The organism is Pseudomonas sp. LBUM1643, assembly GCF_059716215.1.
Genome location: NZ_CP166813.1, coordinates 3160044 through 3186954, shown reverse-complemented (window position 1 = coordinate 3186954; position 26911 = coordinate 3160044). Strand labels below are relative to the sequence as shown.

Genomic DNA, 26911 nt, shown 5'->3' with positions numbered 1-26911 from the left:
TACCATGTCCTCTGGCTTGTCAAAGGTTCATGTCGAGCATGTAAATCGCGTGCTGCGCACGGCCGAACGGGCTCCGACCTTGCCCGTGCCGAATGTCATCTTCGACTCTTGGCGCCGCTCGGTTCAGTATTACAATCTCGACCCTGGCTCAATGCATGGCCCCAGGGTTCTTGAGGCGCATCAGCTCAACGAACACCGCGAGCGGGTTGATGATTTCCTGCACCTGGCTGCCGACGAAATTTCGCGACTGCACAGCCGTGTGCGTGATGCCGATTACTGCGTGATGCTTACCGACACGCTTGGCTGCACGGTGGATTACCGAATCGAATCAACCCTGCGCAGCGAATACCGACGCTCTGGCATGGACGTGGGTACCTGCTGGTCGGAAAGCGAAGAAGGTACTACGGCTGTCTGCGCCGTGCTGATCGACAAATTGCCAGTCACCGTGCACAAGCATGACCATTTTCGCGCAGCGTTCATCGGCAATACCTGCTCGGCAGCGCCGGTATTTGCCCCCAATGGTGAGATCCTGGCGGTGCTGGATGTCTCTTCGGTGCGCGCGCCCGATGATCGACGCAGCCAGCATCTGATCCGGCAAATGGTCATCCAGAGTGCCAACGACATTGAAAATGCTTACTTCATGTACAGCACTCAAGACCTATGGGTGCTGCGTGCACACCCCCTGCCCGGCTACGTCGACAGTCAGCCACAGTGCCTGTTTGCCTGGGACCGTGATGGCCGGATCGCGGCGCTTAACCCTGCCGCGCGACGGCTGTTGTTGCAGCGCTGTGGCAGGATCCCCGCGCATATCGACGAGGCCTTTTTAACTGCGCAATTGCCTGCAGCCGGTGATGACAGCATCCACTACTTACCGTCGATGGGGCTGCACGTGCGCCTCAAAGTCCCCCGCCGCCCCCTCAGCGTACCCGTGCAAGGCAGCCTGGCGTCAGCACTCGACCCCAAAGTCGCACACGCACTGGAACTGGCTGTACGGGTGAAAGATCGAGGGCTCCCGGTATTGCTGCAGGGTGAAACCGGCGCAGGCAAAGAGCATTTTGCATTGCAGCTGCACGCGGCCAGTAAAAGACGCGACAAGCCCTTCGTCGCCATCAACTGCGCGGCGATACCCGAGAACCTGATTGAGAGCGAACTGTTCGGCTACGCCGCCGGCGCGTTCACGGGCGCGTCCAGCAAAGGCATGCGCGGGCTTCTGATCCAGGCTGACGGCGGTACTTTGTTTCTGGATGAAATCGGCGATATGCCGCTTACCTTACAGACACGTCTACTCAGGGTCTTGAGCGAGGGCGAGGTGGCCCCCTTGGGTGGCGCTCGACCGCAGTCGATCGACATCGAGATCATCTGCGCCAGCCACCGAGACATCGCCACATTGGTCGAAACCGGCGACTTTCGTGAAGACCTGTTCTTTCGCTTGAGCGGCGCGCGCTTTGATATTCCGCCGCTGCGCGAACGCAGGGATAAATTGGCCCTGGTCACCAAGCTGCTGGACGAAGAATGCAAACGCTCTGGTGAGCGACTGCAATTGAGCGAAGCCGCGCTGGAAATGCTTTTGAACTTCAGTTGGCCCGGCAATATGCGGCAGTTGCATCATGTGCTGCGCTACGCCTGTGCAGTGTGCAAGAGCCAGGTGATTGGGGTGGAGGATCTGCCGTCGACCTTGAGCGTGAGTGCGCCAACCAAAGGGCTGAACACCGTCTCTGGAAGTCCCGAACGCCAGGCCTTGATCGATACGCTGGTGCGCAACCGCTGGAAGCCGATACTGGCAGCGCAGGAACTGGGGATTTCGCGTGCAACCCTGTATCGCAAGGTTAATCTGCACGGGATAAAAATGCCGGGCAAAGGCTCCTACAATTAGTATTCACCAGGCGTCGCCTGTACCGGACGCCTGGTGTTGTCATCTAGAGCTTAAAGGGCTTTTTCCAACTCTGGGATGGCCTCGAACAAGTCCGCCACCAGGCCGTAATCGGCCACCTGGAAGATCGGCGCTTCTTCGTCCTTGTTGATCGCAACGATCACTTTGGAGTCTTTCATGCCAGCCAGGTGCTGGATCGCGCCGGAGATACCGACGGCGATGTACAGCTGTGGAGCAACGATCTTGCCGGTCTGACCGACCTGCATGTCGTTCGGCACAAAACCTGCGTCGACCGCGGCGCGGGAAGCACCCACGGCAGCGCCCAACTTGTCGGCCAGCGCGTACAGGTGTTTGAAGTTGTCGCCGTTCTGCATGCCGCGACCGCCGGAAACGACGATCTTGGCAGCGGTGAGTTCCGGACGATCGGACTTGGCCAGTTCTTCACCAACGAAGCTGGAGATGCCAGCGTCGTGAGCAGCAGCAACCGCTTCAACCGAAGCCGAACCGCCTTCAGCGGCCACCGGGTCGAAACCGGTGGCACGTACGGTGATTACCTTCACTGCAGCGTTCGATTGAACGGTAGCGATGGCGTTACCGGCGTAGATCGGACGCTTGAAGGTGTCGGCCTTTTCTACCGAGATGATCTCGGAGATCTGGTCAACATCCAGTGCAGCGGCAACGCGCGGCAGGATGTTTTTGCCGTTGGAGGTCGCGGCAGCCAGGATGTGGCTGTAGTCAGCGCCCAGCTCTGCTACCAGAGGGGCAACGTTTTCCGGCAGTTGGTGAGCGTAGGCAGCGTTGTCGGCTACCAGCACTTTAGCCACGCCAGTGATTTTTGCAGCGGCTTCAGCCACGGCACCAATGTTTTGGCCAGCAACCAGAACGTGGATGTCACCACCGATTTTCGCGGCGGCAGCCACGGTGTTCAGAGTGGCCTGAGCTACTACTTTGTTGTCGTGTTCTGCAATAACCAAGATAGTCATTTGTGGCTCCTTAACCTCAAAGCACCTTCGCTTCGTTTTTCAGTTTCTCGACCAGTTCAGCCACCGACTTGACCTTGATACCCGCGCTGCGTGCAGCCGGCGCTTCGACTTTCACGGTCTTGTTGGTGGAGGCGGTGGAAACGCCCAAAGCGTCCGGAGTCAGCACTTCAAGAGGCTTCTTCTTGGCTTTCATGATGTTTGGCAGGGACGCATAACGCGGCTCGTTCAAACGCAGGTCGGTGGTGACGATCGCCGGCAGTTTCAGGGAAACCGTCTGCGCGCCGCCGTCGACTTCGCGAGTCACGGCAACGCTGTCGCCGCTGATTTCAACTTTGGACGCGAACGTGCCTTGACCGTAACCGCTCAATGCCGCAAGCATCTGGCCAGTCTGGTTGTTGTCGCTGTCGATGGCTTGTTTGCCGAGGATCACCAGCTGAGGCTGTTCCTTGTCGACAACAGCTTTGAGCAGCTTGGCAACGGCCAGGGACGTCAGATCTTCGGCGGATTCGACGAGAATGGCGCGGTCGGCACCCAGAGCCAGCGCGGTGCGCAGTTGCTCTTGAGCGGTGGACGGGCCGATGGAAACCACGACGATTTCAGTCGCAACGCGACCTTCTTTTATAGAGAGTTCCTTCAGGCGTACGGCTTCTTCCACTGCGATTTCGCAGAATGGGTTCATCGACATTTTTACGTTGGCCAGATCGACCCCGGAATTGTCCGCCTTGACGCGAACTTTCACGTTGTAGTCGACCACCCGCTTGATGGCTACCAGGACTTTCATGGATAACTCCATAACCAAATATTGAACCCGACACGCCACCGGCATACCGGGGAGAAAGATCAGCGCTCGCCCAGTTGCTCGATCACGCCGCTGGCCTTCAACTGCGCCAGACGCTCGTCATCCAGCCCCAGTCGACGCTTAAGCACTTCATCCGTGTGCTCACCAAGCATCGGTGCCGGACGCAAGTATTCCACCGGCGTGCCGGACATCTTGATCGGGCTGCCGACTGTCACGAAGTCCGCCTTCAGCGGGTGTGGAATCTTCACCAGCATATTGCGTGCCTTGACCTGAGGTTCATCCAGGGCCTGGGCGATGCTGTTGATCGCACCGATCGGCACGCCACGCGGATGGACAAGGTCAATCCACTCCTGTGCACGCCCTTCAAGGAAGTGCCGTGACAAGATCTCGATGATCGCTTCGCGATTGGCCACACGGTCGGCGTTACGTGTAAAGCGAGGGTCTGCAGGCAGGTGCGCCAGCCCGATGGCGTCACATAGCGCGACGAATTGCGAGTCGTTGCCGCAGGCGATGATGAAGTCCTGGTCGCTGGCACGGAACACCTGGTAAGGCACGATATTGGCGTGAGCATTGCCGTAACGCCCCGGTGGTTTGCCCGAGGCCAGGTAGTTCTGGCTCTGGTTGCACAAGGTTGCAACCTGCACGTCCAGCAGCGCCATATCGATGTGCTGGCCTGCACCGGTTTTTTCCCGGCTGAGCAACGCCGCCTGTATGGCAACTGTAGAATAAAGGCCGGTCATCAGATCGGAAAAGGCCACGCCGACCTTCTGCGGGCCGCCACCGGGCAAGTCATCGCGCTCGCCGGTAATGCTCATCAGCCCGCCGATGCCCTGCACGATGAAGTCATAACCTGGTTCGGTCGCGCGCGGGCCAGTCTGCCCGAAGCCTGTGACGGAGCAATACACCAGTCGCGGATTGAGCTGCGACAACGCGGCGTAATCCAACCCGTACTTGGCCAGGGAGCCGGCTTTGTAGTTTTCGATCAGCACATCGCAATCGGTCGCCAACGCACGCACCAATTGCTGCCCTTCAGGGCTGGCCAGATTCAACGCTACCGATAACTTGCCGCGATTAGTGGATTGGTAATACGACGCTTCAGAGGTCAACTCATCGCTCTGGCCTGTCATCCATGGCGGCCCCCAACCACGGGTATCGTCGCCTACGCCCGGCCGTTCGACCTTGATCACTTCGGCACCCAGGTCGGCCAGCGTTTGCCCACACCAAGGGCCTGCAAGCACTCGGCTCAAGTCGAGTACGCGGTATCCAGTCAAAGCACCCATGTCATTTCACCTCTGCTTGAGCGATTACACACGCTCGATCACCATCGCCAGCCCTTGGCCAACACCGATACACAGACTGACCACGGCATAACGCTTGCCGTTGCGCTGCAACGCTCGCGCAGTGCTGAGCGCCAGGCGCGCACCGGAGGCGCCCAATGGATGGCCCACCGCGATCGCGCCGCCATTGGGGTTGACACGAGGATCGTCGAACGCCACGCCGAGCCCTTTGAGGCAACCCAGAACCTGGCTGGCAAATGCTTCGTTGATTTCAATAATGTCCATGTCCGCCAACGTCAGGTCTGCCCGTGCCAGCGCTTTATTAATGGCCTCGACCGGGCCGACACCCATGATGCGAGGCGCGACACCTGCAGCCGCGCTCGACAGGATACGCACCATGGGCACCAAGCCATGCCGCTCGCCTGCGGCACGCGTGCCGATCAGCAGCGCTGCGGCGCCGTCGTTGACACCTGACGCATTGCCGGCAGTGACCACCCCACCCTCGTGCAGAGGTCGCAGACGACTCAAGGCCGCGAGGTCAGATTGCGGGCGCGGGTGCTCGTCGTGCTCCACAAGGTTGGGCGGGGTTTTACGGCCAGTGGGCACGCTGACACCCAGTATTTCATCGTCAAAGAACCCGCTTTCGCGCGCGGCTTCGTACTTGGCCTGCGAACGGGCTGCGAAAACGTCAGCCTGCTCACGGTCGATGCCGTATTCCTGCGCCACGTTGTCGCCGGTCTGCGGCATGGTGTCATTACCAAACTGCGCAACAATTTTCGGATTCGGAAAACGCGCGCCGATGGTGCTGTCGTACACCGTAAAATCTCGGCTGTAGGCGGCCTCGGCCTTAGCCATGACGAAGGGCGCGCGCGACATGCTCTCTACACCGCCCGCTACAAACAGCTCACCTTCGTGACAAGTGACTGCGCGGGCTGCATCAATCACGGCAGCCAGTCCGCTGGCGCACAATCGGTTGACCGTCTGCCCGGGTACAGTGACCGGCAACCCGGCAAGCATTGCCGCGTGACGCGCGATATTGCGGCTGTCCTCGCCGGCCTGATTGGTATTGCCGAGGATGACGTCCTCGATAGCGTCGCCAGGGATGGCATTACGCGCAAGCAGTTCGCGAATGACATGGGCTGCAAGATCGTCAGGCCGTACCGGCGCGAGTGCGCCCGCATGGCGACCGAAAGGCGTACGTAACCCCGCAAAAATATAAGCATCGAGCATGGCAGTTTCCTAAGCGTTGAAAGGTCAGGTCAGTGTCGGTTCCGGGTGGCGCAGCGATAGGCCGAGCGCCGCGCGACGGCGCAGCCAAGGGCCGGGGCGATAACGTGGGTCACCGGTCAGTTCGGTCATGCGTTCGAGGATGGTCAGCACGCGCTGAGCGCCGACACTGTCGCCCCAGGCCAGCGGGCCCTGCGGGTAACCCAGCCCACGGCGTACGCCTTCATCCAGATCTTCAACGCTGGCAATGCGCTGCTGGACGATATCGCCCGCCAGGTTGATGATCAGCGCCAGCACTCGCTGAGCGACGAAGCCGACACTGTCATTGATCACGCTGACGCCCACACCGTCACGAGCCAACAGCGCATGAGCGGCTTGGCACATATCGGTGCGAGTTGCCGGTGTGAGCATAAGCGTGCGGTAGCGGGTGCAATCCAGCAGCGGGTCAATACATACCGTGCGCGTCGGGTCTACGCTAAAACGTTGCGCCGCGCGTGTTGCGTCCACACCATAGGGCGCCAACAGGCAAAGAGCAGCTTCGGAAGGAGTGCCGCCCTGTTCTACCTGGGCGCCCAGTTGTTCCAGCAATGCGCCGAGGCTGGCACGGTCGGCATCGTTTTCGGTACCCAGCCACACCGGTGGCATAGCCTCCACGACGGGCACGGACTGGGGATGCGGCGCGTCGACCATTTGGCCGTTGGCATAGCGATAAAAACCGCGTCCAACCTTACGCCCTACATAGCCGGCCTCAAGCATTTGGCGGGTCAGCGCGGCGGGCCGATAACGGGGTTCCTGGTAGAACTGGTTATAAATAGATTCGATCACTGGGTGGGAAACATCCAGTGCCGTCAGGTCGAACAGCTCCAGCGGCCCCATGCGAAAACCCAGGCCTTCGCGCAGAATGCGATCGATCTCGGCCGGCTCAGCGACGCCTTCCTTGAGTATCTGCAAGGCTTCGGTGCTGTAAGCGCGCCCCGCGTGATTAATGATGAAGCCGGGAGTGTCCTTGGCCCGAATCCCGCAGTGCCCCATCCGCGCAGCCAATGCCTGCAGACTGTCACCGACGCGAGGATCACTGGCCAGGCCATCAATGACCTCCACCACTTTCATCAGTGGCACCGGGTTGAAAAAGTGAAACCCCGCCACACGTTCAGGCTTGCGGCACTCGCGAGCGATGCTGGTGACTGATAGCGAGGAAGTATTGGTGGCAAGAATGCAATCGTCGCGAACAACGGCCTCAAGCTGGGCGAGCAAGGCTTGCTTGGCATCGAGGCGTTCAATGATGGCTTCCACCACTACGTCAACGTCGCTGAGATCAGTCAATGCGCTGGCAACACGCAGACGTTCAAGGGTTGCGTGGGCATCACTGGCCGAAATTTTTCCTTTGGCCACCAACTTGTCCAGGGTCTGTTGCAGGTTTTCGCGAGCGATCTGCGCGGCGCCTTCACGGTTGTCGAATAGCATGACCTCAACGCCGGCCTGAGCCGCAATCTGGGCAATACCCGTTCCCATGACGCCCGCGCCCACGACAGCCATTCGTTTTATTTCACGTGTCATGGGTCACTCTCCAGAGAAGATAGCTTGGCGTTTTTCAAGGAACGCATTGGCGCCTTCCTTTTGATCCCTGGAATCAAACAGCAACTGGAACGCCTTGCGTTCTAATGCCAATGCGCTGTCCAGAGGCAGGTCGGCACCGAGCAGCATGACTTCTTTGATCTGCGCGACTGCCAGAGGCGGCAACGCGGCTATTTGCGCTGCCAGCTCGAGTGCCCGGGGCAATGTGCGCTCATCACTGACCACTTCGCTGACCATGCCCATGGCGAGTGCCTCCGGCGCGGGCACCAGGCATCCTGTCAGTGCAATTCGCATCGCCTGGAATTTACCGACAGCGCGGATCAACCGTTGAGTGCCACCGGCTCCCGGCATAAGGCCTAGCTTCACCTCGGGTTGGCCGAAGCGTGCCGATTGGCCCGCCACAATAATGTCGCAGTGCATCGCCAGTTCGCAGCCGCCGCCCAGGGCGAACCCATTCACTGCGGCGATGATCGGTTTGGGGCAGCGAGCAATGGCGTCCCACAGGAGTTCCGTGTGGCGTAGATACATCTCGACAGGGCTGGCCTGAGCAAATTCGCGGATGTCGGCTCCTGCAACGAAGCACTGCTCACCGCCGGTGAGAACAATTGACCGCACGCTGCCATTGCCGGCCAAGGCGCGAAAGATATCGGCCAGTTGTTCGCGAACGGCGCTGTTAAGTGCGTTCTTGACTTCGGGCCGTTCAATGCGCACGACAGCGACCGCATCGTCTTGAATGTGCAGATGCACGACAGGCTCTGGATGGGAGTTCATATCAGCCTCTTATTGCAGTTTCGTCAGGCGAAACTGGATTCCGTAATTGCAATCAATCATAGGGATTCTTTCAAAGGCCTGTAAACAGAAAAAACAAAAAACTGCTTTATCCCCAGCAAACACTAGCCATTGATCGCTCTACACAAGGCACTTGGTTTTTAAAACGCCAGCGCATACAATTTCGCTAGACGAAACCGCGTTTTATTTTCTTGCATTTTTTTAAATTGGAGTTCTACCATGGCTCGCATCAAGGCAGATCAACAGGCCGCCGACACGACAACGGGAGCGGAGGAAATCGGGTTACTGAAGATGGGCATGCTCGACCCCGCCAGCGCATTGAGCGACGACGAAAACAGCGGCCAGTTCGTAACGGCGCTGGCACGCGGGCTGGAATTGATGCGCTGCTTTACTCCACGCGACAACGTGTTGGGTAATCAAGAGCTGGCACGCATGACGGGCCTGCCCAAGCCGACTGTGACGCGTCTGACCAATACATTGATGCGCCTGGGTTGCCTCAAACGTGAAGTGCATTCCGGCAAGTATCAGTTGGATGTCGGGGTGCTGGGTTTTGGCTACGCCATGCTGTCGAACCTGGCGATTCGCACGGTGGCCCATCCGTTGATGGAGGAGCTCGCCAACCATGCGCAAGCGGCCGTCGCCATGGCATCCCGCGATCGCCTGCAGATGGTGTATCTGGATGTGGTTCAGGGTCAGGGCAACATGACCATGCGCCGCCAGACCGGCAGTTACTTGCCACTGGCACAGAGTTCGGTAGGCCGCGCTTGCCTGGCGGCAATGCCCGAAACCGAGCGGGAGTTTTTGCTTGACCACATCCGCCAGCGTGAATCGGAGCACTGGCCAACCATTCGCAAGGGGCTGGACCGAGCATTCAGGGATTACGCCGACTATGGCTTTTGCTTGTCGATCGGCGAGTGGCATCGCGACGTGAACTCGGTGGCGGTACCGCTGCTGCATCCGCAGTACGGGTTGCTGACCTTCAACTGCGGCGGGCCGAGTTTTCAGCTGCCGCGTGAACGACTGATGGACGATATCGGGCCTCGCCTGATCAATATGGTTAACAACATTGGTGCCGCTGCTCGCTGACGCAACGGAGTAACGGCGCCCTGATAAAAGCACCGCTCGCCTGCGAGCGTTAGGAGCGCACATGATCCGTGATACCGAAACCCTGCAAATCCTGCTGGACTCCCTTCGCCAATTTGTCGGCGAAGTGCTGATTCCTCGCGAAAATGAGGTGGCTGACACCGACGCGATTCCCCAGGACATCGTCGAGCAAATGCAGGCCATGGGGCTGTTCGGCCTGACGCTGCCGGAAGAGTTTGGCGGGCTGGGCGTGACGATGGAGGAAGAGGTGAATATCGCCTTCGAGCTGGGGCGTACATCCCCGGCATTTCGCTCCTATATCGGCACCAACAACGGGATTGGCTCCATCGGTATTCTCCTGGATGGCACTGAAGAGCAGAAACAGCAGTACCTGCCCAAGCTTGCCAGTGGCGAGCTGCTCAGCTCCTTCTGCCTGACTGAACCCGATGCCGGCTCTGATGCCGCATCGCTCAAGACCAGTGCCGTGCGGGATGGCGACAGTTACATCCTTAATGGCACCAAGCGTTTCATCACCAACGCGCCCCATGCCGGCATCTATACCGTAATGGCTCGTACGAGCACCGAAATAAAGGGCGCTGGCGGTATCAGCGCGTTTATCGTCGAGCGCGGTACACCCGGTGTGTCCTTGGGCAAGCCCGACCACAAGATGGGCCACAAAGGCGCACACACCTGTGACGTCATCTTTGAAAACGCTCGCGTGCCGGCCAGCCAATTGATCGGCGGCGTCGAAGGCGTGGGCTTCAAGACCGCCATGAAAGTCCTCGACAAAGGCCGCCTGCACATTGCGGCCTTGAGCGTGGGTGCAGCCGAGAGAATGCTCGATGATGCCCTGCGCTATGCGCTGGAACGCAAACAATTTGGCAAACCCATCGCCGAATTCCAACTGATCCAGGCGATGCTGGCCGACAGCAAAGCGGAAATCTACGCCAGCCGCTGCATGGTCCTGGATGCTGCCCGCAAGCGCGATGATGGCCATAACGTGAGCACCGAAGCCTCCTGCGCCAAGATGTTCGCTACGGAAATGTGCGGGCGCGTTGCCGATCGCTGCGTGCAGATCCATGGCGGCGCCGGCTACGTCAGCGAATACGCCATTGAGCGCTTCTACCGGGATGTGCGCCTGTTCCGCATCTATGAAGGCACCACCCAGATCCAACAGATTGTGATTGCGCGAAACATGATTCGCGACGCTCAAGGCTAAGGCAAACGCCCTCCCCCCTACGCCAGCTCCACTCCAATAAATACAATAAAGGTGATTTTATGCACACCGCTGCTCAGGCAAGCGCGACTGCGCACGCCAAGACCAGTACTTGGGTATTGGTGTTTATTTTTTGTTTTCTCGGCTTATTAATCGACGGCGCCGATTTGATGCTGCTGTCGTATAGCCTCAATAGCCTGAAGGCTGAGTTTGGCCTCACCAACGTAGAGGCCGGCAGCCTGGGCAGTTTCACCTTAGCCGGGATGGCGATCGGCGGAATCTACGGTGGCTGGGCGTGCGACAGATTCGGCCGAGTGAAAACCGTGGTCTGGAGCATTTTGCTGTTTTCCATAGGCACTGCCGCCCTGGGCCTGACGCACAGCTATTGGCAGTTCGCGACCGTCCGCTTTCTGGCTTCATTGGGCATCGGCGCGCTTTACGTAGCGTGCAACACCTTGATGTCCGAGTACGTCCCAACCCGATATCGCACCACGGTGCTTGGCACCCTCCAGGCCGGTTGGTCTGTGGGCTACATTGTCGCGACCTTGCTGGCTGGCTGGATCTTGCCGATCCACGGCTGGCGCTGGCTTTTCTACATCGCGATCATCCCGGTGATCCTTGCTCTTGTGATGCAACGTTTCGTACCGGAACCACAGGCCTGGATCAACGCCCAGGCCGAGCGAGCCAAAGAAAAACTCGCGGGAATCCGTCAGGGGTCAGTGGTGAAGCGTGACAGCATGTACAAGCAGGTTTTCAGCGATCCCCTGGCGCGCCGGATGTTTTTCTGCTGGGCGCTGACTGCCGGTTTCTTGCAGTTCGGCTACTACGGCGTGAACAACTGGTTGCCAACCTACCTGGAGAGTGAGCTGGGCATGAACCTAAAGTCCATGACCGGTTACATGGTAGGCACTTATACCGCCATGATCCTCGGCAAAATTCTCGCTGGCATGGCTGCCGACCGCGTTGGACGTAGAAGCGTATTCGCCTTTGGCGCACTGGGAACGGCGGTGTTTCTGCCAGTGATCGTGCTGTTCCAAAGCCAGGAAAACATACTCTGGATGCTGGTGGTGTTCGGCTTTTTGTACGGTATTCCCTACGGCGTGAACGCCACGTACATGACCGAAAGCTTCGAAGCCAAATTTCGTGGATCTGCCGTGGGCGGTGCCTACAATATCGGGCGTCTGGGGGCAGCCATTGCTCCGGCCGCTATCGGCTTTCTCGCCTCCCATGGTTCGATAGGTGTGGGTTTTCTGGTCATGGGCGCGGCCTACTTCATCTGTGGCGTGATTCCAGCGCTGTTTATCAGGGATAAGCAGTTCGACCCTCAAAAGCAGTAGCGCTTTGTTGTCCCTGAAAGCCTGGCGGTGCGCTTATGGGGTGGTACCCAAGTGGCAAAAAAAACCGGCGCATTACGCGCCGGTTTCAATTTTAGAAGGGATAAGGCTGGTTAGAGGGTTCAACCGTAACCCACTTGACCTCGGTAAACTCCTCGATGACTGCGCTGCCATCAAAGCGTCCATAGCCGCTCTTCTTCATGCCACCGTAGGGAGCCTGCGGCTCGTTTTGCACAGTGGCGCCGTTGATGTGTACGCAGCCGGCATCCAGTCGGCCGGCCAACTCCAATGCCCGTGTGACATCGCGACTGAATATTGAGGACGAAAGACCGTAGGCGGTGTCGTTGGCCACCTGCAGCGCCTGTTCGGCGCCTTTCACCCGGACGATCGTTGTCACCGGGCCAAAGGTCTCTTCGTCGTAGATCGACATCTCACGGGTCACCCGATCGACCAGTGTCGGGCCCATCAAGGCAGTTTCCGCCAGGCCGCCAGCAACAATGTCAGCGCCCTTTCCAATGGCGTCGTCGAGTAGGTGATTGATCCGTTGCACAGAGCCCTGGCTGATCATCGGGCCAATCACGCAGCTTGGAGTCGTAGATGGCACGCCGGTCTCCAGCGACCGCACGCGTTCTGCGAAACGGGAAACGAATTGGTCGGCAACCGCTTCATCGACCACGAAACGCTCGGTCGACATACAGATTTGTCCCTGGTAAAGGAATGCTCCGAAAACGGCAGCGTTGACTGCCCCCTCGATATCCGCGTCATCCAGAACAATGAAAGGGGCTTTGCCACCCAGCTCCAGGAGGCAGCGCTTGAGATGACTGGCGCAGGTCTGGGCAATCATGCGGCCAACCTTGGTCGAGCCGGTGAAATTCACTCGACGCACAATGTCATGCGCTACCAGCGCCTCAGTCACGGCAGATGCGTCCTCTGGCGCGCTGATCAGAAAGTTCAACACGCCCGCAGGCAGACCAGCATCGTAGAACGCTTCCGCCAGCAACGCATGCGTACGTGGGCTGCTTTCCGAACCTTTGAAAATCACCGTGTTGCCGCACGCCAGTGGGTAGGCAATAGCGCGTGCGCCCAGGATGACCGGACCATTCCAGGGCACGATGCTCAGTACCGCGCCCACCGGCTGGCGCAACGTCATCGACAGTGCGCCTGGCTTGTCGGTAGGAATGGTTTCGCCTTTGATTTGCGTGGTCAGGGCCGCCGCTTCACGCAGCAGGTTGGCCGATGCGCCCACGTTGAATTGTGCCCACAGTTGCGAAGCGCCAATCTCCTCGGCCATGACCGAGCAGAATTGCGCCATTTTCGATTCCAGGGCATCAGCTGCCGCCAGCAGTATGCGTCGGCGCTCGGTTGGGCCGGTTCTGGACCACGTCCGGAAGGCGCGCTCGGAAGATTCGGCGGCACGGATGGCGTCCTCGACGCTGCAAGCTGCACCTACGCTTACAGTCGCAGCGCTGAGCGGATCGACGCGCTGGAAAGTCTTGCCATTGGAGGCGTCGAGTTTTTGATTGTCTATCACGAGTTGAACGGTCATTGCGGGTTCCTCTGGAAATGGAAAAAGTCAGACCGAAGCAGGGACTGGCATGCGAAGGATCGGTTTGATGGTGACACCGCGCTCGCTGTCGGCCATCGCCTGGTTCACCTCCTCGAACGCGTAAAACTTGCACAGTTTGTCGAAGGGGAATCGGCCCTGCAGATACAGATCAACCAGCTTTGGAATAAAGGCGTTGGCAACGACATCGCCCTGGACGATGCCCATGATCCGTTTACCGGGAATCATCACGTCGTTGATATTGAAGGCCACTTCGGTGCCCATTTTGGTGGCGCCGACGATGCCACAGGTGCCCAGTGTGGTCAGTGCGTCGATCGCCTGACGAAGCACTTCGGAACGACCGGAGCATTCAAGGCTATAATTGACACCGCCCTGGGTAATGGCCTGAATACGTTGAACCGGATCTTCTTCGCGGCTGTTGATGACATGGGTAGCCCCCAGTTCGCGCGCCAGTTCCAGGCGACTCGGGGTGACATCCACTGCAATGATGGTCGTAGCGCCGGCGACCTTCGCTGCCATGACCGCTGCCAGTCCGACCGCGCCCGCACCAAAGGCGGCAAAGCTCGATCCGGCTTCCACCTTGAGTGCATTGAGCACTGAACCTGCGCCCGTCTGGATGCCGCAACCCAGGGGGCCCAACAGTTCCAGTGGTGCCTGTTTCGAGACTTTGACCACGTTGCGCTCATTGGCGATCGTGTAAGTCGAAAAGGAGGACTGGCCGAAGAAATGGTCGTGGATAGCGTGGTTGTTGCCACACCCGCAAGCGGAGGAACTGCCATCGAGTCGGCCGCCACCGAAGTTCAGCGGGTGCATATGCGTGCAGTGTGCCGGGTGACCCGTTTCACAAGGCAGGCAAAGGCCGCAGGACATGTAGGTCATCACCACGTGATCGCCCGGTTGTACCGTGGTGACCGCAGAACCGACCGCATCCACCACACCCGCACCCTCATGGCCAAGGATGATGGGCAGTGGTGTAGGAAACAATTGATCCCGGACCACCATGTCAGTGTGGCAAACGCCTGTGGCGACCACACGGACGCGCACTTCTGTTGGCCGAGGCGCCTCAAGCAAGACGTCCTCGATTTCCAATGGGGATCCCGAGGCGCGTAGCACGGCGGCACGGACTTTCATCGATGGTGCATCGTTCTGGGACATTGTTGTCTCCTTGCAGTAGTTCGTCGAAGTCGAAAAAACGGCGGCGTATCAGGCAGGCTGCAAAGCTCGCGGGCGTTGGCTGCGATGGATGGCGGCTTCGTTCACGGCCGCACGCAGGCTGAAATTGAACGTCATCTCGGCAAAGCGCCCGGCCACGCCCTTGGCTGCGGCCCGTTCCTCGTCATCGACAAAGCTGACTTCGCCGATCAGTCCGTCACGTGTTGCATAGGCGAAGTCGTCCCACAGGTACTCGTCATTCGACAAGTTGATCTGCGTGGTCAGGTGTTCATGCCCAGGGGCGGAAATGAAGAAGTGGATATGCGCAGGTCGCTGCCCGTGACGGCCCAACTGATCGAGGCACTCCTGCGTGGGGCCCGTTGGATCGCAACCGTAGCCCGAAGGCACGATGCTGCGAGCCCGGTAGCACCCATTGGCGTCAGTGAGAATCCGGCGACGCAAGTTGAAGTCGGACTGGCTCTTGTCGAAGTAGGAGTAGTTGCCTTGCGTGTTGGCTTGCCACAAATCCACGGTGGCTCCCGCGATTGGCTGCCCCGTCAAATCGGTGACGCGCCCCTCCAGAAACATCACCGTTGCGACACCGTCCTCGCTCCCGTCATCCATTCGGGTTTGATGCTCACTCATTGGAGCCCCTGCGACATACAACGGGCCTTCGATGGTCCGTGGCGTGCCTCCGGTCCGGCCCGCTTCGGCGTCCTTCGCATCCGCCAGCAGATCAAGGAAGTGTTCGATGCCAAGTCCGGCGACCAGCAAACCTGCTTCGTTCCTGGCACCCAGTCGGTTGACGTAATCAACCGCGCCCCAGAATTCGTCGTCGCTGATCTCTAAATCTTCGATCACTCGGGCGGCTTCCTGCAGCAGGCGTAAAACGATCTGCTTGCGGCGTGGATCACCTTCGTTGTTGTCCAGTCCCGAGGCCTGGCGGAAGAATTGCTGCAAAGACGGCAGTTGAGAAATTTTTACGGTCATTTTGATTCACCGGATCTTATTGGTATTCATGAACGAAGAGAGCCGCTGGATGCTCCCTCCGCGCAGGTCGATTCAAGTCGTTAAGCGAGTGCTTGCCAACCCAACTGGGCGCGAGCCTCTTGAAGATCGGACTGCATATCGTGATTCCACAACCAGTCGAAACGCTCGGCGAGGGTTTTACCCAGCAGTTGTTCGTCATCTGCGACGGCTGGATCGCGCATTTCATACAGCTCCCCGGCTTCCCAAGAGGTGCGCTGCACGCGACAGGCACGTGGACGACGGATGGCGTCGTAAGCCGCGAGCACCGCTTGCGGCTGACTGGACAAGACCTGCGGATCGGCCAGCAGTCGCGCCAACAGCCAGGCGTCTTCCAGACCCTGACCTGCGCCAGCGCCTTGGTGGGGCAACATGGCATGCGCTGCATCGCCGATCAGTCCCACGCGGTTGTGTACGTAGCCTGGCAGCTCATCGAGTTCATGCAGCGCCCAAAGCGTGGGCGCCGGAATGCATTCGAGCAGCACCCGTGCAGCGTCTCCCCAATGATTGAAGGCAGAGAGCATTTCTTCCTGGGTAGCATTGCGCACCCACGGAGAGTCGCTCGGCCAGGTTGGATCAGGGCGGCTGCGATCGGAAATGAAGGCCACAACGTTGATAAGCCGACCTTGTTTGACGGGGAACGTGAGGATATGTGCATCAAGCCCCAAGTACATTTGCGGCACGTCGATCAGGTGCTCATCGACACCCCGGGCTCTGTACGCCGCGCGCAGCTGTTCGCTGTCGATCATCCCACGGTAGGCGCAGGTACCACTGAAACGCGGCGCCACGAGGGGTTGGCCGAGACCGTTGAGCACATGATCGCGAATCGATGACTTGATTCCGTCCGCGGCGATCAACAAATCGCAACGATGCTCAGTGCCATCGGTGAACACGACGCGAGCCTGGTCGGCATCCTGCTCCACGCTGACGGCGCGCTTGCTGAATTGGGCGATCCCTTCGGGCAACTGGCTAGCCAGCGCATCGAGGAAGTCAGCACGATGTACTGAAGACTGCCCTACCCCTTCGGCCAGGCTGGCGCCCAGGTAACCGGCATCTTCACCACGACGCCATTCAAACCAGATGTCCTGCCAGGGGTCTTGCGTCTGGTCGGCAATCTTGCGGTAGGGTTCGGCAATACCCAGACCTGCGATGGCACGGACGGCATTGGCGCCGAAGGAGACACCTGCTCCGACCTCACCAAAGGCTGGAGCCGCTTCGAACAACTGCACGCTCAGATGGGAATGACGGCACAGGTCCAGGGCCAAAGCCACGCCGGCAATACCGCCGCCGACAATACCGATGTGCAATTTGGATTGAGAGGTTTGCATAGCACGTTACCCATGAGGCTGATTGTTATTGGAGTCACCAAATCATCGTCATCTGAGCGCTATTGATAAATACCGCAACACCCATACATCCCATCATGAGTGTGAATATTACTCTCCGGGACGAGCATTCATTGGCGATACGAGCCCATCCTTGCGCTCGCCTTTTGCTGCAATCGTTACTGCGACACGCTTTGCCTGGACGAAGCGGCCTGACGGCCTGAGGAGGTCTGGATCAGAAAAACCAGAATAGCGACGGCCCCGATCAGACCTGGTACTGCGAAGATGAGAAAGCTCGCCTGCAACGGCAGTGATGAGGCATGCAGTGCGCCGCCCAGCAACGGGCCAATGATGGCGCCGGTGCGCCCGACGCCCATCGCCCAGCCAAGCCCTGTCGACCTTATGTGCGCGGGGTAGTACTGCACCGTGCAGGCGTTGGCCAGGATCTGCGTGCCGATGGTGCACGCTCCGGCGATGGCGATGAGAAAGTACAGTACCGGCAACGGCGCCTTGAGCGCCAAGAGGCTCAGGGCTAACGCGCCGCAACTGAAGAACGCGAACAAGACTTTGGCGATACCGACCCGGTCTCCCAGCCATCCACCGGCCACCGCACCGATTATCGCGCCCAGGTTTAGCGCCACCAGAAACGCCAGGCTGGAGTTCAATCCATAGCCTGCAGCACTCATGAGTTTTGGCAGCCATGAACTCAGCGCATACACCATCAGCAGACAACAGAAAAACGCCAACCACAGCATGAAGGTGTTCAACTTGCGTCCGTCCTGGAACAACTGCGCAATCGACACACTCGTGCCTTTGGCGACCATCTGATTCAACTGGTCATTTGGGGTAGGCGCATAAGAGGGTTCGGCTTGTGCCAACAGGTGTTGGGCCTTGACGGTCTGCCCGGTACGCAGGAGAAAATCCATCGACTCCGGCAGTTGTCGTATTAGCAATGGCAAGGCCAACAGCGGAATCAGCGCAACATAAAACACCGACTGCCATCCCCATTGCGGGATCAACACCATGCCCAGGCTGGCCGATAGCATGCCGCCTAACGAGTAGCCACTGAACATGATCGCGACCAACGTGCTTCGGGATTTTTTCGGCGCATACTCGTTCATCAACGCGACAACGTTGGGCATCACTCCGCCGATGCCAAGGCCGGCGATGAATCGGCATAACGCAAAAGCCTCGGGGCTGCGCGCCAGACCGTTGATCGCGGTCACTGCACTGAAGATGGCGACACACATCATGATGGTTTTACGTCGACCTATCCGGTCCGACAAAGAACCAAAAAACAACGCCCCCAGCATCATGCCCACCAGCGCACAACTACCTAACGCACCTGCCTGCAACGAACTGAGGCCCCATTCAGTCATCAACGAGGGCAAGACGACCCCGTAGATGACCAGATCATAACCGTCGAAAATGATGATGAGCGCGCACCAGAACAGCACGCGCGCATGGAAGGCGTTGAAACGTGCCCCGTCAATCAGGGCTGATACATCAATCGTACGCATGGCATCGCTCTTCTTGTCATTGTTATAGAGCCGGAAGATCTACGCCTCCGGGAATTGCGCGGTGCCCAATGAATAGTGTGACGCAGAGCATTCAGGAGCGGGCATGGTTTCGATCACGGGCAAACGATCAAGCGTGATAAATGCAGCCAGGCGAATAGGCAGTATTGCGGGGCTGAATAGAAGTCATCGACGTATGCATCTGAAGCCGATGTGAGAACTCGTCGTGTCTTTTGCCTGAGGTGATCGAGCAGGTGCGCGGTAGCGTTGGCAGTAGTCAGGGGCGCAAAGATGTGACCCCCCTTTGAGCACCCTCATTTCCTTCTCGTTACCGCTGCCGGCGCAGCAGGAAGGCTTTCCGCCGCCCTGCCCGGCCTTGCTGAATGGAGTGGTTGTCCATTCCCAGACATTACCGATCATGTCCAGCAAACCGTATCCATTCGCGGGAAATGCGCCCACAGGCGAGGTTCGGTCAAATCCGTCCAGGGCGAGGTTGCGCCAGGGAAAATCGCCCTGCCAGAGGTTGGCCATATGGCGACCATCCGGAACCAGTTGATCCCCCCAGACGAACTCGCTACCTGTTCGGCCTCCCCAAGCGGCAAATTCCCATTCTTCTTCGGTGGGCAGTTGGCAGCCCGCCCAGTGGGCATAGGCTTGCGCATCCTCCAGACCCACGTGAACTACCGGATGCTGTTCCAGACCTTGCAGATTCGAGTCGGGCCCAAGTGGGTGACGCCAGTCGGCGCCAGGGACCAATGACCACCAGCGACTGACGTCGTCCAGTTTGACGGGGAAGTCGGGAGGCATGAACACCAGGGATGCTGGCTGCAACATGTTCAGTGCCACACCGGGATAGTCTTCAGGCGCCAGGGTCCGTTCGGCCTGGGTCACATAACCCGTATCAGCGATAAACGCGGCGAACAGGGTATTGGTCACGGGAGTGGCATGCATGGCAAACCCTGCGACCTCCTCCCAGCGCACGGGGCCTTCTTCAGGGTAATGATCTTGAGATCCCATCAGAAACCGACCTTGAGGAATGCTGATCAGTGCTGCCCCGTGGCGATCGACCCCGTTATTGTTCATCAGCCGTCTCGTAATGTTTGATCTCATTGCCGAATCGAATTTTCGTGGCCAGATCGGTATCCCATTCGATCCCGTTGCGCGCCTGGCATTCCTGCCACTGGCTTAACAACGAGCGAGTGACCTGTGGTTCTTGAGCCGCCAGGTTGTGTAACTCGGTGGGATCTTTGCGGATATCAAACAGCTCCCATTGGCCAGTGCCCCACGGCGCATTACTGAAGGTCATTTTCCAGTTCCCCTGGCGCAACGCGACACGTCCGAACAACTCGGTGCATTGGACCTCCTCTGCGGGATGAACAGTGGCTGTGTCCTTTCTCAAAAAGCCCAGCGCTGAGCGTCCCTGCATTTTCGCAACACTGGCATCGCTGACGGAGGGGTGCTCGATATGTGCAAGCTCAAGAAACGTAGGGGCGATGTCTTTGACACTCATGTACGTATCGGAAATTTCTCCGTGACGCATGCCCGGTCCCTTGATGAATGCGGCTGTGCGGATGCCACCCTCATAGGTGAAGGCCTTGTACATTCTGAAAGGCGTTGAACTGACACGCGCCCAGTTGGGGCCGTAGCCACTGAAGGACCCGGGTTTGCCAATGTTATCGAGTGAGTTGTCGAAGTGTTCGGCAATCCACTTGGGATTGTCTGGCGTCACGTCCTCGGGGTTGCTGCCTTCCGCACCGTTATCGGAGAAAAACACGAACACCGTATTGTCGTACTGGCCGGTGTCCTTCAGGTGCTTGACCAAACGCCCGACGTTGTCATCAAGGTTGGCGATCATGCCGGCGTAGATTTCCATCCGCCGCGCTTCCAGCTGCTGTTCCTTGGCCGACAGTTTGTCCCAACCAGGCCAGACGTCGGGTCCCGGGTTGATCTGCACGTCTTCGGCAACCAGGCCCTTGGCCTTCATCCGCTGAAGTCTGGCCTGTGCGACAGAGGCATACCCTTTATCGTAAAACCCCCGATACCGCTCTTGGTACGCCGCCGGGACTTGCAATGGCCAGTGGGGAGCGGTGTAGGCCAGGTAGGCGAAAAAAGGTTTATCTTTTTTCTGTGAGCCGATTTGTTGAATGCCCGTGGTGGTGAAGTAATCGGATGAGTAACCAAAGTCCTTCGGCAGCTCTATCTCTTTGCCATTGAGCTTGTAGGTCGCCTTGGGATTTTTATCCGTGGTTCCGCCTTGGGTGAAATGGTCAGCCGACCCTTCCATGAGGGCGAAGGACTGATCAAATCCTCGCGCCACAGGGCTGAGTTCCGGGGTTTTGCCCAAATGCCATTTGCCGACCATCATCGTGCGATAGCCATTGGCCTGCAGCAACTTGGGAAAAGCGACCACTCGATCGGTCAGGTACCCTTCATAACCACGCTTGCCCTTCTGTTCCGGAAGAACGAGCTCGGCCATGGTGCCGACACCTGCGATGTGGTTATCGGTCCCGCTCATCAGCATCGAGCGTGTGGGGGAACAGGTCGGTGCCGTGTGGTAATTACTGAAGATTACGCCTTGGTTGGCGATGTCATCGATGTTCGGTGTTTGAATCTCGCTGCCAAAGGCACTCAAGTCCGAATAGCCCATGTCATCGGCAACAATCAATACGATGTTGGGCTTCGTGTTTACATCGATTGGCGCGGCGTAACTTGCTGGAATCGTTAGAAGACTCAAGCCAGCTGCCAGCGCCAAAGAGCAGATTGGATTGGGTTTGAATACATCACGCATGACATGTCTCCGTTTATTATTTTATCTGACCGGCTCAGGATCCGATCGCCCGTCAAAATACAAACTGGGTGTACACCCCGAAATAGTCAGTACTGGTGCCACCTATATCCTCCAGCGCCCTGCCCGCCTGCACGTGGGTATACATGGCATGCACAGTGGTGAACCTGTTCAGTCGCCAATCGAGGATAAAGTTTGTATTCGTGGCCACATGCCGCGCATCACCTTGGTTCGGCGCATAAGGCGCGCTGGTCGGCAAATAGTAAATGCCGTCTTTGGTGCTCTCGCGCATCAGATAGTCAACGTTGACTTCCGCTTTTACGTTCTGGGAAAACTTCAGAGAAAGTACGACGGGCGCGATATTGATCATGTTGGTGGCGGTGAACCAATTCGCATCGGTGAATACCAGGCCGGAGGCAAGCGCAGGGGCAACGAAATCGCCCAGCGTATGGTCGTTGGGATCGTCATCGCCACTGAATGCGTTTGCCCGGAAACCGAGTCGCGGCGAATATTTCACATCACTGAAGGTGAAACCGGCCTGGGACATTACCCCCCAGGCGCGAATGCTGCGCCCGGCGCTGCTGCCGCCTTGAAGCACTGTTTCAAGGTCATAATCCCACTGCGACTGCTGGCCGTAAAAACGCGCGCCATAGCTGTTGCGTCGCTCGCTGCCGGTGCTACTGGTGTAGGTCGCCCTGTCGCGCCCGAACGTGTAGGTGTACAGGTCGACCTGGCTGCCTGCCGGACTCCACACATTGGTGCCATACAACCCGGAAAAGTCCTGGGTTTTATCGCGTTGATCATCGAACTTCAGCGGATCAATCTGAGTGGGGCTGACGGAGAACAGCTCCCAACGGGACTTTGACGGCGTGGTCCAGGTTACTTTGGCTCCATCGTAGGTGTATCGGACATTCGCGCCCTCACGCAGACCGGCCAATCGAATGCTCCCAAGCGGCATCACGAATCGGCCGGCGCGCAGTTGAACGGTTCCGTAGGCGGAATCACCGGACGTCAGCTCAACAAACATCTGCTGAACATCGGTCTTGTCGCGATTGAATCGGCTGACCCGTTCTGCCTCAAACTCACGGTTATCGCCCAGTTCAGCAAACACCCGCAAACCATTACTCAAGTTGAGATCACCGCTGATTCTCAAGCGTTGCAGCATGCTGTTGGGGTTACTCGCTCCGCCAACGCCTAATAGCGCATGTTCATAGTCTTGATATTGGTAGCGTACCTCACCACCAATAGACAAGTAGTCCTTGGCGTTATCCGACAAGGGTATATAACGAATGTGCCCGAGAAAATCCGAGTTGCGTATTTCAGGATCTGCGAGATAAACGGGATTGTCCGCCCAGGGAATACTAGCGGCTGGCGGAAGGACTACGGTGTCATCAGCGTGTGCGAACGATGCTGATGCAGCCACCAAAAAGCACGGAATTGAGCAGTGAACCAAAGCGCTAGTTTTTATGTGCATGCAAAGCCTTTATTATTTTTGTTATTGCAATTACGGGTGTCCGGGTCCTTTCATTCAGCCCATGTAAATATCAATCTGCACTCCTGCAGAACTGAACCGTTGTGCTGACGGCCGTGCGCTCAACGGCACAGGATTGATGATGGACAAGCGATCAGCTGTGATAAATGCAGTGATACGAATACCCACTATTTCGAACGTGAATAAAGCTTTGTGCCAAGCAAAGCTCCATTGTGTTTGCAATGGACGGGGCGGACTGGCACTTGTTAGGCTTGGGTCATGCAACGGCAATTTCAAAGCGCTGCAGACCCAAGGCGGGCAAAGATTTTCAGCCCTTGATGAGCGCGCAATCTGCACGAGGCGGTATGGAATTACGTGAATTGGATCTCAATCTGCTGTTGGTGTTTAACCAGCTGCTGATTGACCGCAGGGTGTCGACGGCAGCGGATAACCTGGAGCTGACTCAGCCCGCAGTCAGCAATGCACTGAAGCGACTGCGCGTCGCCTTGAACGACGAGCTTTTTGTACGCACTTATCAAGGAATGGAACCCACGCCTTATGCCCGCCAGTTGGCTGAACCGGTTGCACTGGCCATTCAGACCTTGCGTGATGCACTGAGCCGACAGGACACGTTTGACCCGCTCAACTGTAATCGCAGGTTCACGATGGCGATGACCGATATCGGTGAAATCTACTTCATGCCACGGCTGATGGACGCGCTGGCTGAGCGCGCTCCGGGTTGTTCGATCAGCACACTGCGCAACACCTCCAACACCTTGGCCGAAGGGCTGCAGAACGGTGCGATCGACCTCGCTGTTGGACTGCTGCCCCACCTGCAAGCCGGATTTTTTCAGCAGCGCCTGTTTCACCATCGCTATGTCTGCATGTGCCGCAAGGACCACCCCGCTACCAGGGAACCGTTGACGCTGGAGCGTTTTTGCAGTTATGACCACGTTCGCGTCGTAGCGGCGAACACCGGGCACGGCGAAGTCGATACGTTTCTGGCGCGGGCCGGCATCGAGCGAAACATACGTCTGGAGGTTCCCCATTTCGTCGCCGTCGGCCACATTCTTCAAAGCACCGACTTGATGGCAACCGTCCCTGAACGGTTCGCCAGCAGCTGCGAACAACCCTTCGGGCTCGCGGTGCTACCGACGCCAGTTGAGCTGCCAAACATCGAAATAAACCTGTTCTGGCATGCTCGCTATAACAAGGATCCTGCCAATCGTTGGCTTCGCCAGCTGATGTTTGAGTTGTTTTCTGATTAAGGCGCCTGAGCCGCGACGCCAAAGCAGGATTCTTCAACACCTCGGCATAAACGTTCAATACTCCTGCCGGCTCTCACTCCATGCTCGACCCTCAAAAAAAAATAATGAGGAGATGGCAATGGCACACCCAGACATCCGAAATCTTGTGGCTTCAGACAGCCCTGCCGCGGCGCTCTACCAGCCCGGGCGGATCGGCACCCTGCAATTGCGCAACCGTTTTGTGCAAGCGCCGATCTTCACTCAGTTCGCCAGCACCTTCGGTGAGGTAGACGACAAGCTCATCGAATACCATCGGGCCCGCGCCCGTGGAGGGGTTGGTCTGATCATCACCGAGAACACCTCTATCGATTGGGAAGTCGGGCGCACGGCGGGCCACCCGATGCGGATCGACCATGACAGGTTTATTGGCGGACTCAGCAATCTGGTTGACGCCGTCCACGGCGAAGGCGCGAAAATTGCGGTGCAATTGCACCACACCGGGCGCCAGAACTCTCAAGGCAACACGGAACGTAACGAACCGCCGCTCGCGCCGACAGCAGGTATCACCAGCGCCTTCGGCACTCCGCCGCGAGCCATCGAAGAACATGAAATTCCCGGGCTGATCGACCAGTACGTCCAGGGTGCCCGGCGCGCCGTGGCTGCTGGTTTTGATGCCGTTGAGCTGCACGGCGCACATGGCTATTTGCTCGGTCAGTTTCTCTCCCCTTTCACCAACAAACGCACCGACCGTTGGGGCGGTTCCCTGGAGAACCGTGCCCGTTTCGCCCTCGACGTGGTGCGCGGGATACGTGAACAGGTCGGCGCGGATTTCCCTATCCTGTATCGCCTAAGCGTGATGGAACCCTATGAGGGCGGCCTCTCTCTGGAGGATGGCCTGAACTTTTGCGAAATGCTTGAGCCTTACGTCGACGCCCTGGATGTCAGTGCCGGGAACTACGACACTGCAATGACGTTGCTGCCCATGGTCGCGCCAGGATCGCTGGTCAACTACGCCAAATTGGTAAAACAGCGTGTCTCGATCCCGGTGATCGGAGTCGGTCGTCTCACCTGGCTGTTCGACGAGATGGCGCAAGCCGTGTCCGATGGCGAGCTCGACTTTGTGGCCTTGGGTCGATCCGGGCTTGCGGACCCCGAAACAGTTAACAAGACACGGCTCGGACAACCGCAGAGTGTCCGCCGATGCCTTGCGGTCAATGAGTGCATCTCACGGTGGATGTTCAACGGCAAGGGCACGCAGTGCGTGATAAACCCTACTCTCGGCCAGGAACGCCGCGCGAGTGAGGCTCGCCGCCCTGCTTCCAAACAACAGCGCGTGCTGATCGTCGGTGGAGGGCCGTCTGGCTGTGAGGCCGCGATCCTGGCCGCTGAGCGCGGACACAGTGTGCGGTTAGTCGAGAAAGCGGATCGCATCGGCGGTCAACTCCATGCCTGGGCAGCTGCGAGCCCGTTTCGTATGGAGGTCAAAAACATGATCCAGTTTTACGAGAGCGAACTCGAACGCGTGGGCGTCGAAGTACACCTCAATACCGATGCAACTGACTTCGACTTGACCCCGTGGGACACCGTACTGCTGGCGACCGGTACCGTTGCACAGGATCACGGTCCGGATGTGGCCGACCTGCTGGCAAACGGCGACCTGCCTGCCGCTGACGAACTCACCGTCTTTGGTGAAACCGAGACTGCAATGTTTGCCGCCCTTTGGATGGCCGAGCAAGGTAAAAAGGTCAGCCTTGTTTCACCCGCTGGAGTGGGTGTCGATACCAATGATATGCAGCGCGACCATCTCACCGGCCTTCTAAAGTGCCTGGACGTATCGATCAGTACAGCAGGCGCGGCGCCCGATGACGGCTACGTGGTGATGGCGACTGCGCGCCATGCCTCGACTGTCCTGCAGGCGTGCGTCGATGACATTCGCGTCCATAGCATCGGGACGAGGTCCCGTGGCGGGCGGATGTATGAGGCAACCCAGTCCGGATATTGGGCGGCAGCGAAAATAGGAGAGTTGTCATGAACGTTCGCGCGATCGAACACGTAGGCATTACCGTTCCGGATATGGAAGCGGCGACCCGATTCTTCGTCGATGCCTTTGGCGCCGAGACGCTTTACGACATGCTCGACGCGCCCTTGGGGGGGCCTGAGGTTGAGGTGGGACTCGGCATCGCACACGGTGCTGTGATTACCGCAATCCGCATGCTTCGCCTGGGTAACGGCCCCAACCTGGAGCTGTTTTCCTACACTGGGGTGCAGCAGTCGCAGCCTGTGGTTCCCAGCGATTTGGGTATTCAGCACATCTGCATCTACGTTGACGATATCGACGACGCCGCCAATCGACTGGAGAAGGCTGGCGGCGTTCTGCTCAGCCGACCTGGCGACCTCCCGGGTGGCGACGCAGGGGAAGGTAATCGCTACGTCTACACCCGCACGCCCTGGGGGAGCACGATAGAACTGGTGACTTACCCATCGGCGCAGGCCTATGAGCGTCACACTCATCTGCGCCGATGGCGACCGGCTTCGACCGATCCGAGTGACCACGAAATCCAGGTAAAGTAAGAAAAGGCTTGTCAGACGAACGGATGAAAAATCCCCGATCGATGGCAAGCCTGTTTTGCTTACAAACTTGAAGGATGTGTTAGTTTTTTCAATGTGACAA

21 protein-coding genes are annotated in these 26911 nt (G+C 58.3%); 7 read left to right on the top strand and 14 right to left on the bottom strand.

From position 1 onward, the window contains the following. Positions 1–4: 4 nt before the first annotated feature. Positions 5–1873, top strand: coding sequence for a sigma-54-dependent Fis family transcriptional regulator (locus tag ACA063_RS14315; RefSeq protein ID WP_497666408.1), 1869 nt, complete (start codon positions 5–7; stop codon positions 1871–1873). Between the two features lie 50 nt (positions 1874–1923). On the opposite strand, the gene ACA063_RS14310 is transcribed toward ACA063_RS14315, so the two are convergent. The 6 genes from ACA063_RS14310 to ACA063_RS14285 are packed head-to-tail and all read right to left on the bottom strand — an operon-like array spanning position 1924 to position 8502. Continuing rightward, positions 1924–2853 carry an electron transfer flavoprotein subunit alpha/FixB family protein gene (locus ACA063_RS14310; protein ID WP_497666407.1) on the bottom strand — a complete coding sequence of 310 codons (930 nt, stop codon included), beginning with the start codon at positions 2851–2853 and terminating at the stop codon, positions 1924–1926. Positions 2854–2869: 16 nt separating this feature from the next. Then, the gene (locus tag ACA063_RS14305; RefSeq protein WP_497666406.1) at positions 2870–3634 is read right to left on the bottom strand and encodes an electron transfer flavoprotein subunit beta/FixA family protein; all 765 of its coding nucleotides are present in this window, start codon (positions 3632–3634) and stop codon (positions 2870–2872) included. 59 nt (positions 3635–3693) lie between these two features. Continuing rightward, positions 3694–4932, bottom strand: coding sequence for a CaiB/BaiF CoA transferase family protein (locus tag ACA063_RS14300; protein WP_497666405.1), 1239 nt, complete (start codon positions 4930–4932; stop codon positions 3694–3696). A 24-nt stretch (positions 4933–4956) separates the two neighbouring features. Beyond that, positions 4957–6159, bottom strand: coding sequence for a 3-oxoadipyl-CoA thiolase (locus ACA063_RS14295; protein ID WP_497666404.1), 1203 nt, complete (start codon positions 6157–6159; stop codon positions 4957–4959). A gap of 24 nt (positions 6160–6183) precedes the next feature. Then, entirely contained in the window at positions 6184–7713 is a 1530-nt protein-coding gene (locus ACA063_RS14290) for a 3-hydroxyacyl-CoA dehydrogenase (RefSeq protein ID WP_497666403.1), read from the bottom strand. A 3-nt stretch (positions 7714–7716) separates the two neighbouring features. Beyond that, positions 7717–8502 carry an enoyl-CoA hydratase gene (locus tag ACA063_RS14285; protein ID WP_462037436.1) on the bottom strand — a complete coding sequence of 262 codons (786 nt, stop codon included), beginning with the start codon at positions 8500–8502 and terminating at the stop codon, positions 7717–7719. Positions 8503–8739: 237 nt separating this feature from the next. On the opposite strand from ACA063_RS14285, the gene ACA063_RS14280 reads away from it, so the two are divergent. The 3 genes from ACA063_RS14280 (at position 8740) to ACA063_RS14270 (ending at position 12156) form a co-directional block, all read left to right on the top strand. After that, entirely contained in the window at positions 8740–9606 is an 867-nt protein-coding gene (locus tag ACA063_RS14280; protein WP_497666402.1) for an IclR family transcriptional regulator, read from the top strand. Positions 9607–9667: 61 nt separating this feature from the next. Continuing rightward, a complete protein-coding gene (locus ACA063_RS14275; RefSeq protein ID WP_497457294.1) occupies positions 9668–10822 on the top strand; it encodes an acyl-CoA dehydrogenase family protein in 1155 nt (384 codons plus the stop codon). A gap of 59 nt (positions 10823–10881) precedes the next feature. Beyond that, the gene (locus ACA063_RS14270) at positions 10882–12156 is read left to right on the top strand and encodes an MFS transporter (protein WP_497666401.1); all 1275 of its coding nucleotides are present in this window, start codon (positions 10882–10884) and stop codon (positions 12154–12156) included. Positions 12157–12247: 91 nt separating this feature from the next. Here ACA063_RS14270 and ACA063_RS14265 read toward each other — a convergent pair whose 3' ends face one another. The 8 genes from ACA063_RS14265 to ACA063_RS14230 all read right to left on the bottom strand — a co-directional run bounded on the left by ACA063_RS14265 (position 12248) and on the right by ACA063_RS14230 (position 22996). Next, positions 12248–13699: an aldehyde dehydrogenase gene (locus ACA063_RS14265; protein ID WP_497666400.1), complete on the bottom strand. Its 1452-nt coding sequence runs from the start codon at positions 13697–13699 to the stop codon at positions 12248–12250. 27 nt (positions 13700–13726) lie between these two features. Then, complete coding sequence (locus ACA063_RS14260; RefSeq protein ID WP_497666399.1) at positions 13727–14872, bottom strand: NAD(P)-dependent alcohol dehydrogenase; 1146 nt, start codon at positions 14870–14872, stop codon at positions 13727–13729. A gap of 48 nt (positions 14873–14920) precedes the next feature. Then, positions 14921–15859 carry a catechol 1,2-dioxygenase gene (gene catA, locus ACA063_RS14255; protein ID WP_497666398.1) on the bottom strand — a complete coding sequence of 313 codons (939 nt, stop codon included), beginning with the start codon at positions 15857–15859 and terminating at the stop codon, positions 14921–14923. A gap of 80 nt (positions 15860–15939) precedes the next feature. Beyond that, the gene (gene salA, locus ACA063_RS14250; protein ID WP_497666397.1) at positions 15940–17223 is read right to left on the bottom strand and encodes a salicylate 1-monooxygenase; all 1284 of its coding nucleotides are present in this window, start codon (positions 17221–17223) and stop codon (positions 15940–15942) included. A 176-nt stretch (positions 17224–17399) separates the two neighbouring features. Then, complete coding sequence (locus ACA063_RS14245) at positions 17400–18740, bottom strand: MFS transporter (RefSeq protein ID WP_497666396.1); 1341 nt, start codon at positions 18738–18740, stop codon at positions 17400–17402. A 183-nt stretch (positions 18741–18923) separates the two neighbouring features. Continuing rightward, positions 18924–19820, bottom strand: a complete 897-nt coding sequence (locus ACA063_RS14240) for a formylglycine-generating enzyme family protein (protein ID WP_497666395.1) — start codon at positions 19818–19820, stop codon at positions 18924–18926. Continuing rightward, positions 19810–21525, bottom strand: a complete 1716-nt coding sequence (locus tag ACA063_RS14235) for an arylsulfatase (protein WP_497666394.1) — start codon at positions 21523–21525, stop codon at positions 19810–19812. Before ACA063_RS14235 ends, ACA063_RS14240 begins: the two co-directional genes overlap by 11 nt. A gap of 52 nt (positions 21526–21577) precedes the next feature. Further along, the gene (locus ACA063_RS14230) at positions 21578–22996 is read right to left on the bottom strand and encodes an alginate export family protein (protein ID WP_497666393.1); all 1419 of its coding nucleotides are present in this window, start codon (positions 22994–22996) and stop codon (positions 21578–21580) included. Positions 22997–23358: 362 nt separating this feature from the next. Between ACA063_RS14230 and ACA063_RS14225 the strand changes: the two genes are divergently transcribed. The 3 genes from ACA063_RS14225 (at position 23359) to ACA063_RS14215 (ending at position 26811) form a co-directional block, all read left to right on the top strand. Continuing rightward, positions 23359–24261 (top strand): LysR family transcriptional regulator, encoded by a 903-nt coding sequence (locus tag ACA063_RS14225; protein ID WP_497666392.1) that lies wholly within the window; start codon positions 23359–23361, stop codon positions 24259–24261. Positions 24262–24379: 118 nt separating this feature from the next. After that, positions 24380–26272, top strand: a complete 1893-nt coding sequence (locus tag ACA063_RS14220; RefSeq protein WP_497666391.1) for an oxidoreductase — start codon at positions 24380–24382, stop codon at positions 26270–26272. Further along, positions 26269–26811 (top strand): VOC family protein, encoded by a 543-nt coding sequence (locus tag ACA063_RS14215; RefSeq protein ID WP_497666390.1) that lies wholly within the window; start codon positions 26269–26271, stop codon positions 26809–26811. Before ACA063_RS14220 ends, ACA063_RS14215 begins: the two co-directional genes overlap by 4 nt. Positions 26812–26911: the final 100 nt, after the last annotated feature.

Excerpts from the sequence above, each read along its gene's own strand:
- ACA063_RS14270 (WP_497666401.1), top strand. The coding sequence starts at position 10,882 with ATGCACACCGCTGCTCAGGCAAGCGCGACTGCGCACGCCAAGACCAGT.
- ACA063_RS14240 (WP_497666395.1), bottom strand. The coding sequence starts at position 19,820 with ATGAACAATAACGGGGTCGATCGCCACGGGGCAGCACTGATCAGCATT.
- ACA063_RS14225 (WP_497666392.1), top strand. The coding sequence starts at position 23,359 with ATGGAATTACGTGAATTGGATCTCAATCTGCTGTTGGTGTTTAACCAG.
- ACA063_RS14275 (WP_497457294.1), top strand. The coding sequence starts at position 9,668 with ATGATCCGTGATACCGAAACCCTGCAAATCCTGCTGGACTCCCTTCGC.
- ACA063_RS14310 (WP_497666407.1), bottom strand. The coding sequence starts at position 2,853 with ATGACTATCTTGGTTATTGCAGAACACGACAACAAAGTAGTAGCTCAG.
- ACA063_RS14245 (WP_497666396.1), bottom strand. The coding sequence starts at position 18,740 with ATGCGTACGATTGATGTATCAGCCCTGATTGACGGGGCACGTTTCAAC.
- ACA063_RS14230 (WP_497666393.1), bottom strand. The coding sequence starts at position 22,996 with ATGCACATAAAAACTAGCGCTTTGGTTCACTGCTCAATTCCGTGCTTT.
- ACA063_RS14290 (WP_497666403.1), bottom strand. The coding sequence starts at position 7,713 with ATGACACGTGAAATAAAACGAATGGCTGTCGTGGGCGCGGGCGTCATG.
- catA (WP_497666398.1), bottom strand. The coding sequence starts at position 15,859 with ATGACCGTAAAAATTTCTCAACTGCCGTCTTTGCAGCAATTCTTCCGC.
- ACA063_RS14300 (WP_497666405.1), bottom strand. The coding sequence starts at position 4,932 with ATGGGTGCTTTGACTGGATACCGCGTACTCGACTTGAGCCGAGTGCTT.
- ACA063_RS14265 (WP_497666400.1), bottom strand. The coding sequence starts at position 13,699 with ATGACCGTTCAACTCGTGATAGACAATCAAAAACTCGACGCCTCCAAT.
- salA (WP_497666397.1), bottom strand. The coding sequence starts at position 17,223 with ATGCAAACCTCTCAATCCAAATTGCACATCGGTATTGTCGGCGGCGGT.
- ACA063_RS14260 (WP_497666399.1), bottom strand. The coding sequence starts at position 14,872 with ATGTCCCAGAACGATGCACCATCGATGAAAGTCCGTGCCGCCGTGCTA.
- ACA063_RS14285 (WP_462037436.1), bottom strand. The coding sequence starts at position 8,502 with ATGAACTCCCATCCAGAGCCTGTCGTGCATCTGCACATTCAAGACGAT.
- ACA063_RS14215 (WP_497666390.1), top strand. The coding sequence starts at position 26,269 with ATGAACGTTCGCGCGATCGAACACGTAGGCATTACCGTTCCGGATATG.
- ACA063_RS14305 (WP_497666406.1), bottom strand. The coding sequence starts at position 3,634 with ATGAAAGTCCTGGTAGCCATCAAGCGGGTGGTCGACTACAACGTGAAA.
- ACA063_RS14315 (WP_497666408.1), top strand. The coding sequence starts at position 5 with ATGTCCTCTGGCTTGTCAAAGGTTCATGTCGAGCATGTAAATCGCGTG.
- ACA063_RS14235 (WP_497666394.1), bottom strand. The coding sequence starts at position 21,525 with ATGCGTGATGTATTCAAACCCAATCCAATCTGCTCTTTGGCGCTGGCA.
- ACA063_RS14280 (WP_497666402.1), top strand. The coding sequence starts at position 8,740 with ATGGCTCGCATCAAGGCAGATCAACAGGCCGCCGACACGACAACGGGA.
- ACA063_RS14220 (WP_497666391.1), top strand. The coding sequence starts at position 24,380 with ATGGCACACCCAGACATCCGAAATCTTGTGGCTTCAGACAGCCCTGCC.
- ACA063_RS14295 (WP_497666404.1), bottom strand. The coding sequence starts at position 6,159 with ATGCTCGATGCTTATATTTTTGCGGGGTTACGTACGCCTTTCGGTCGC.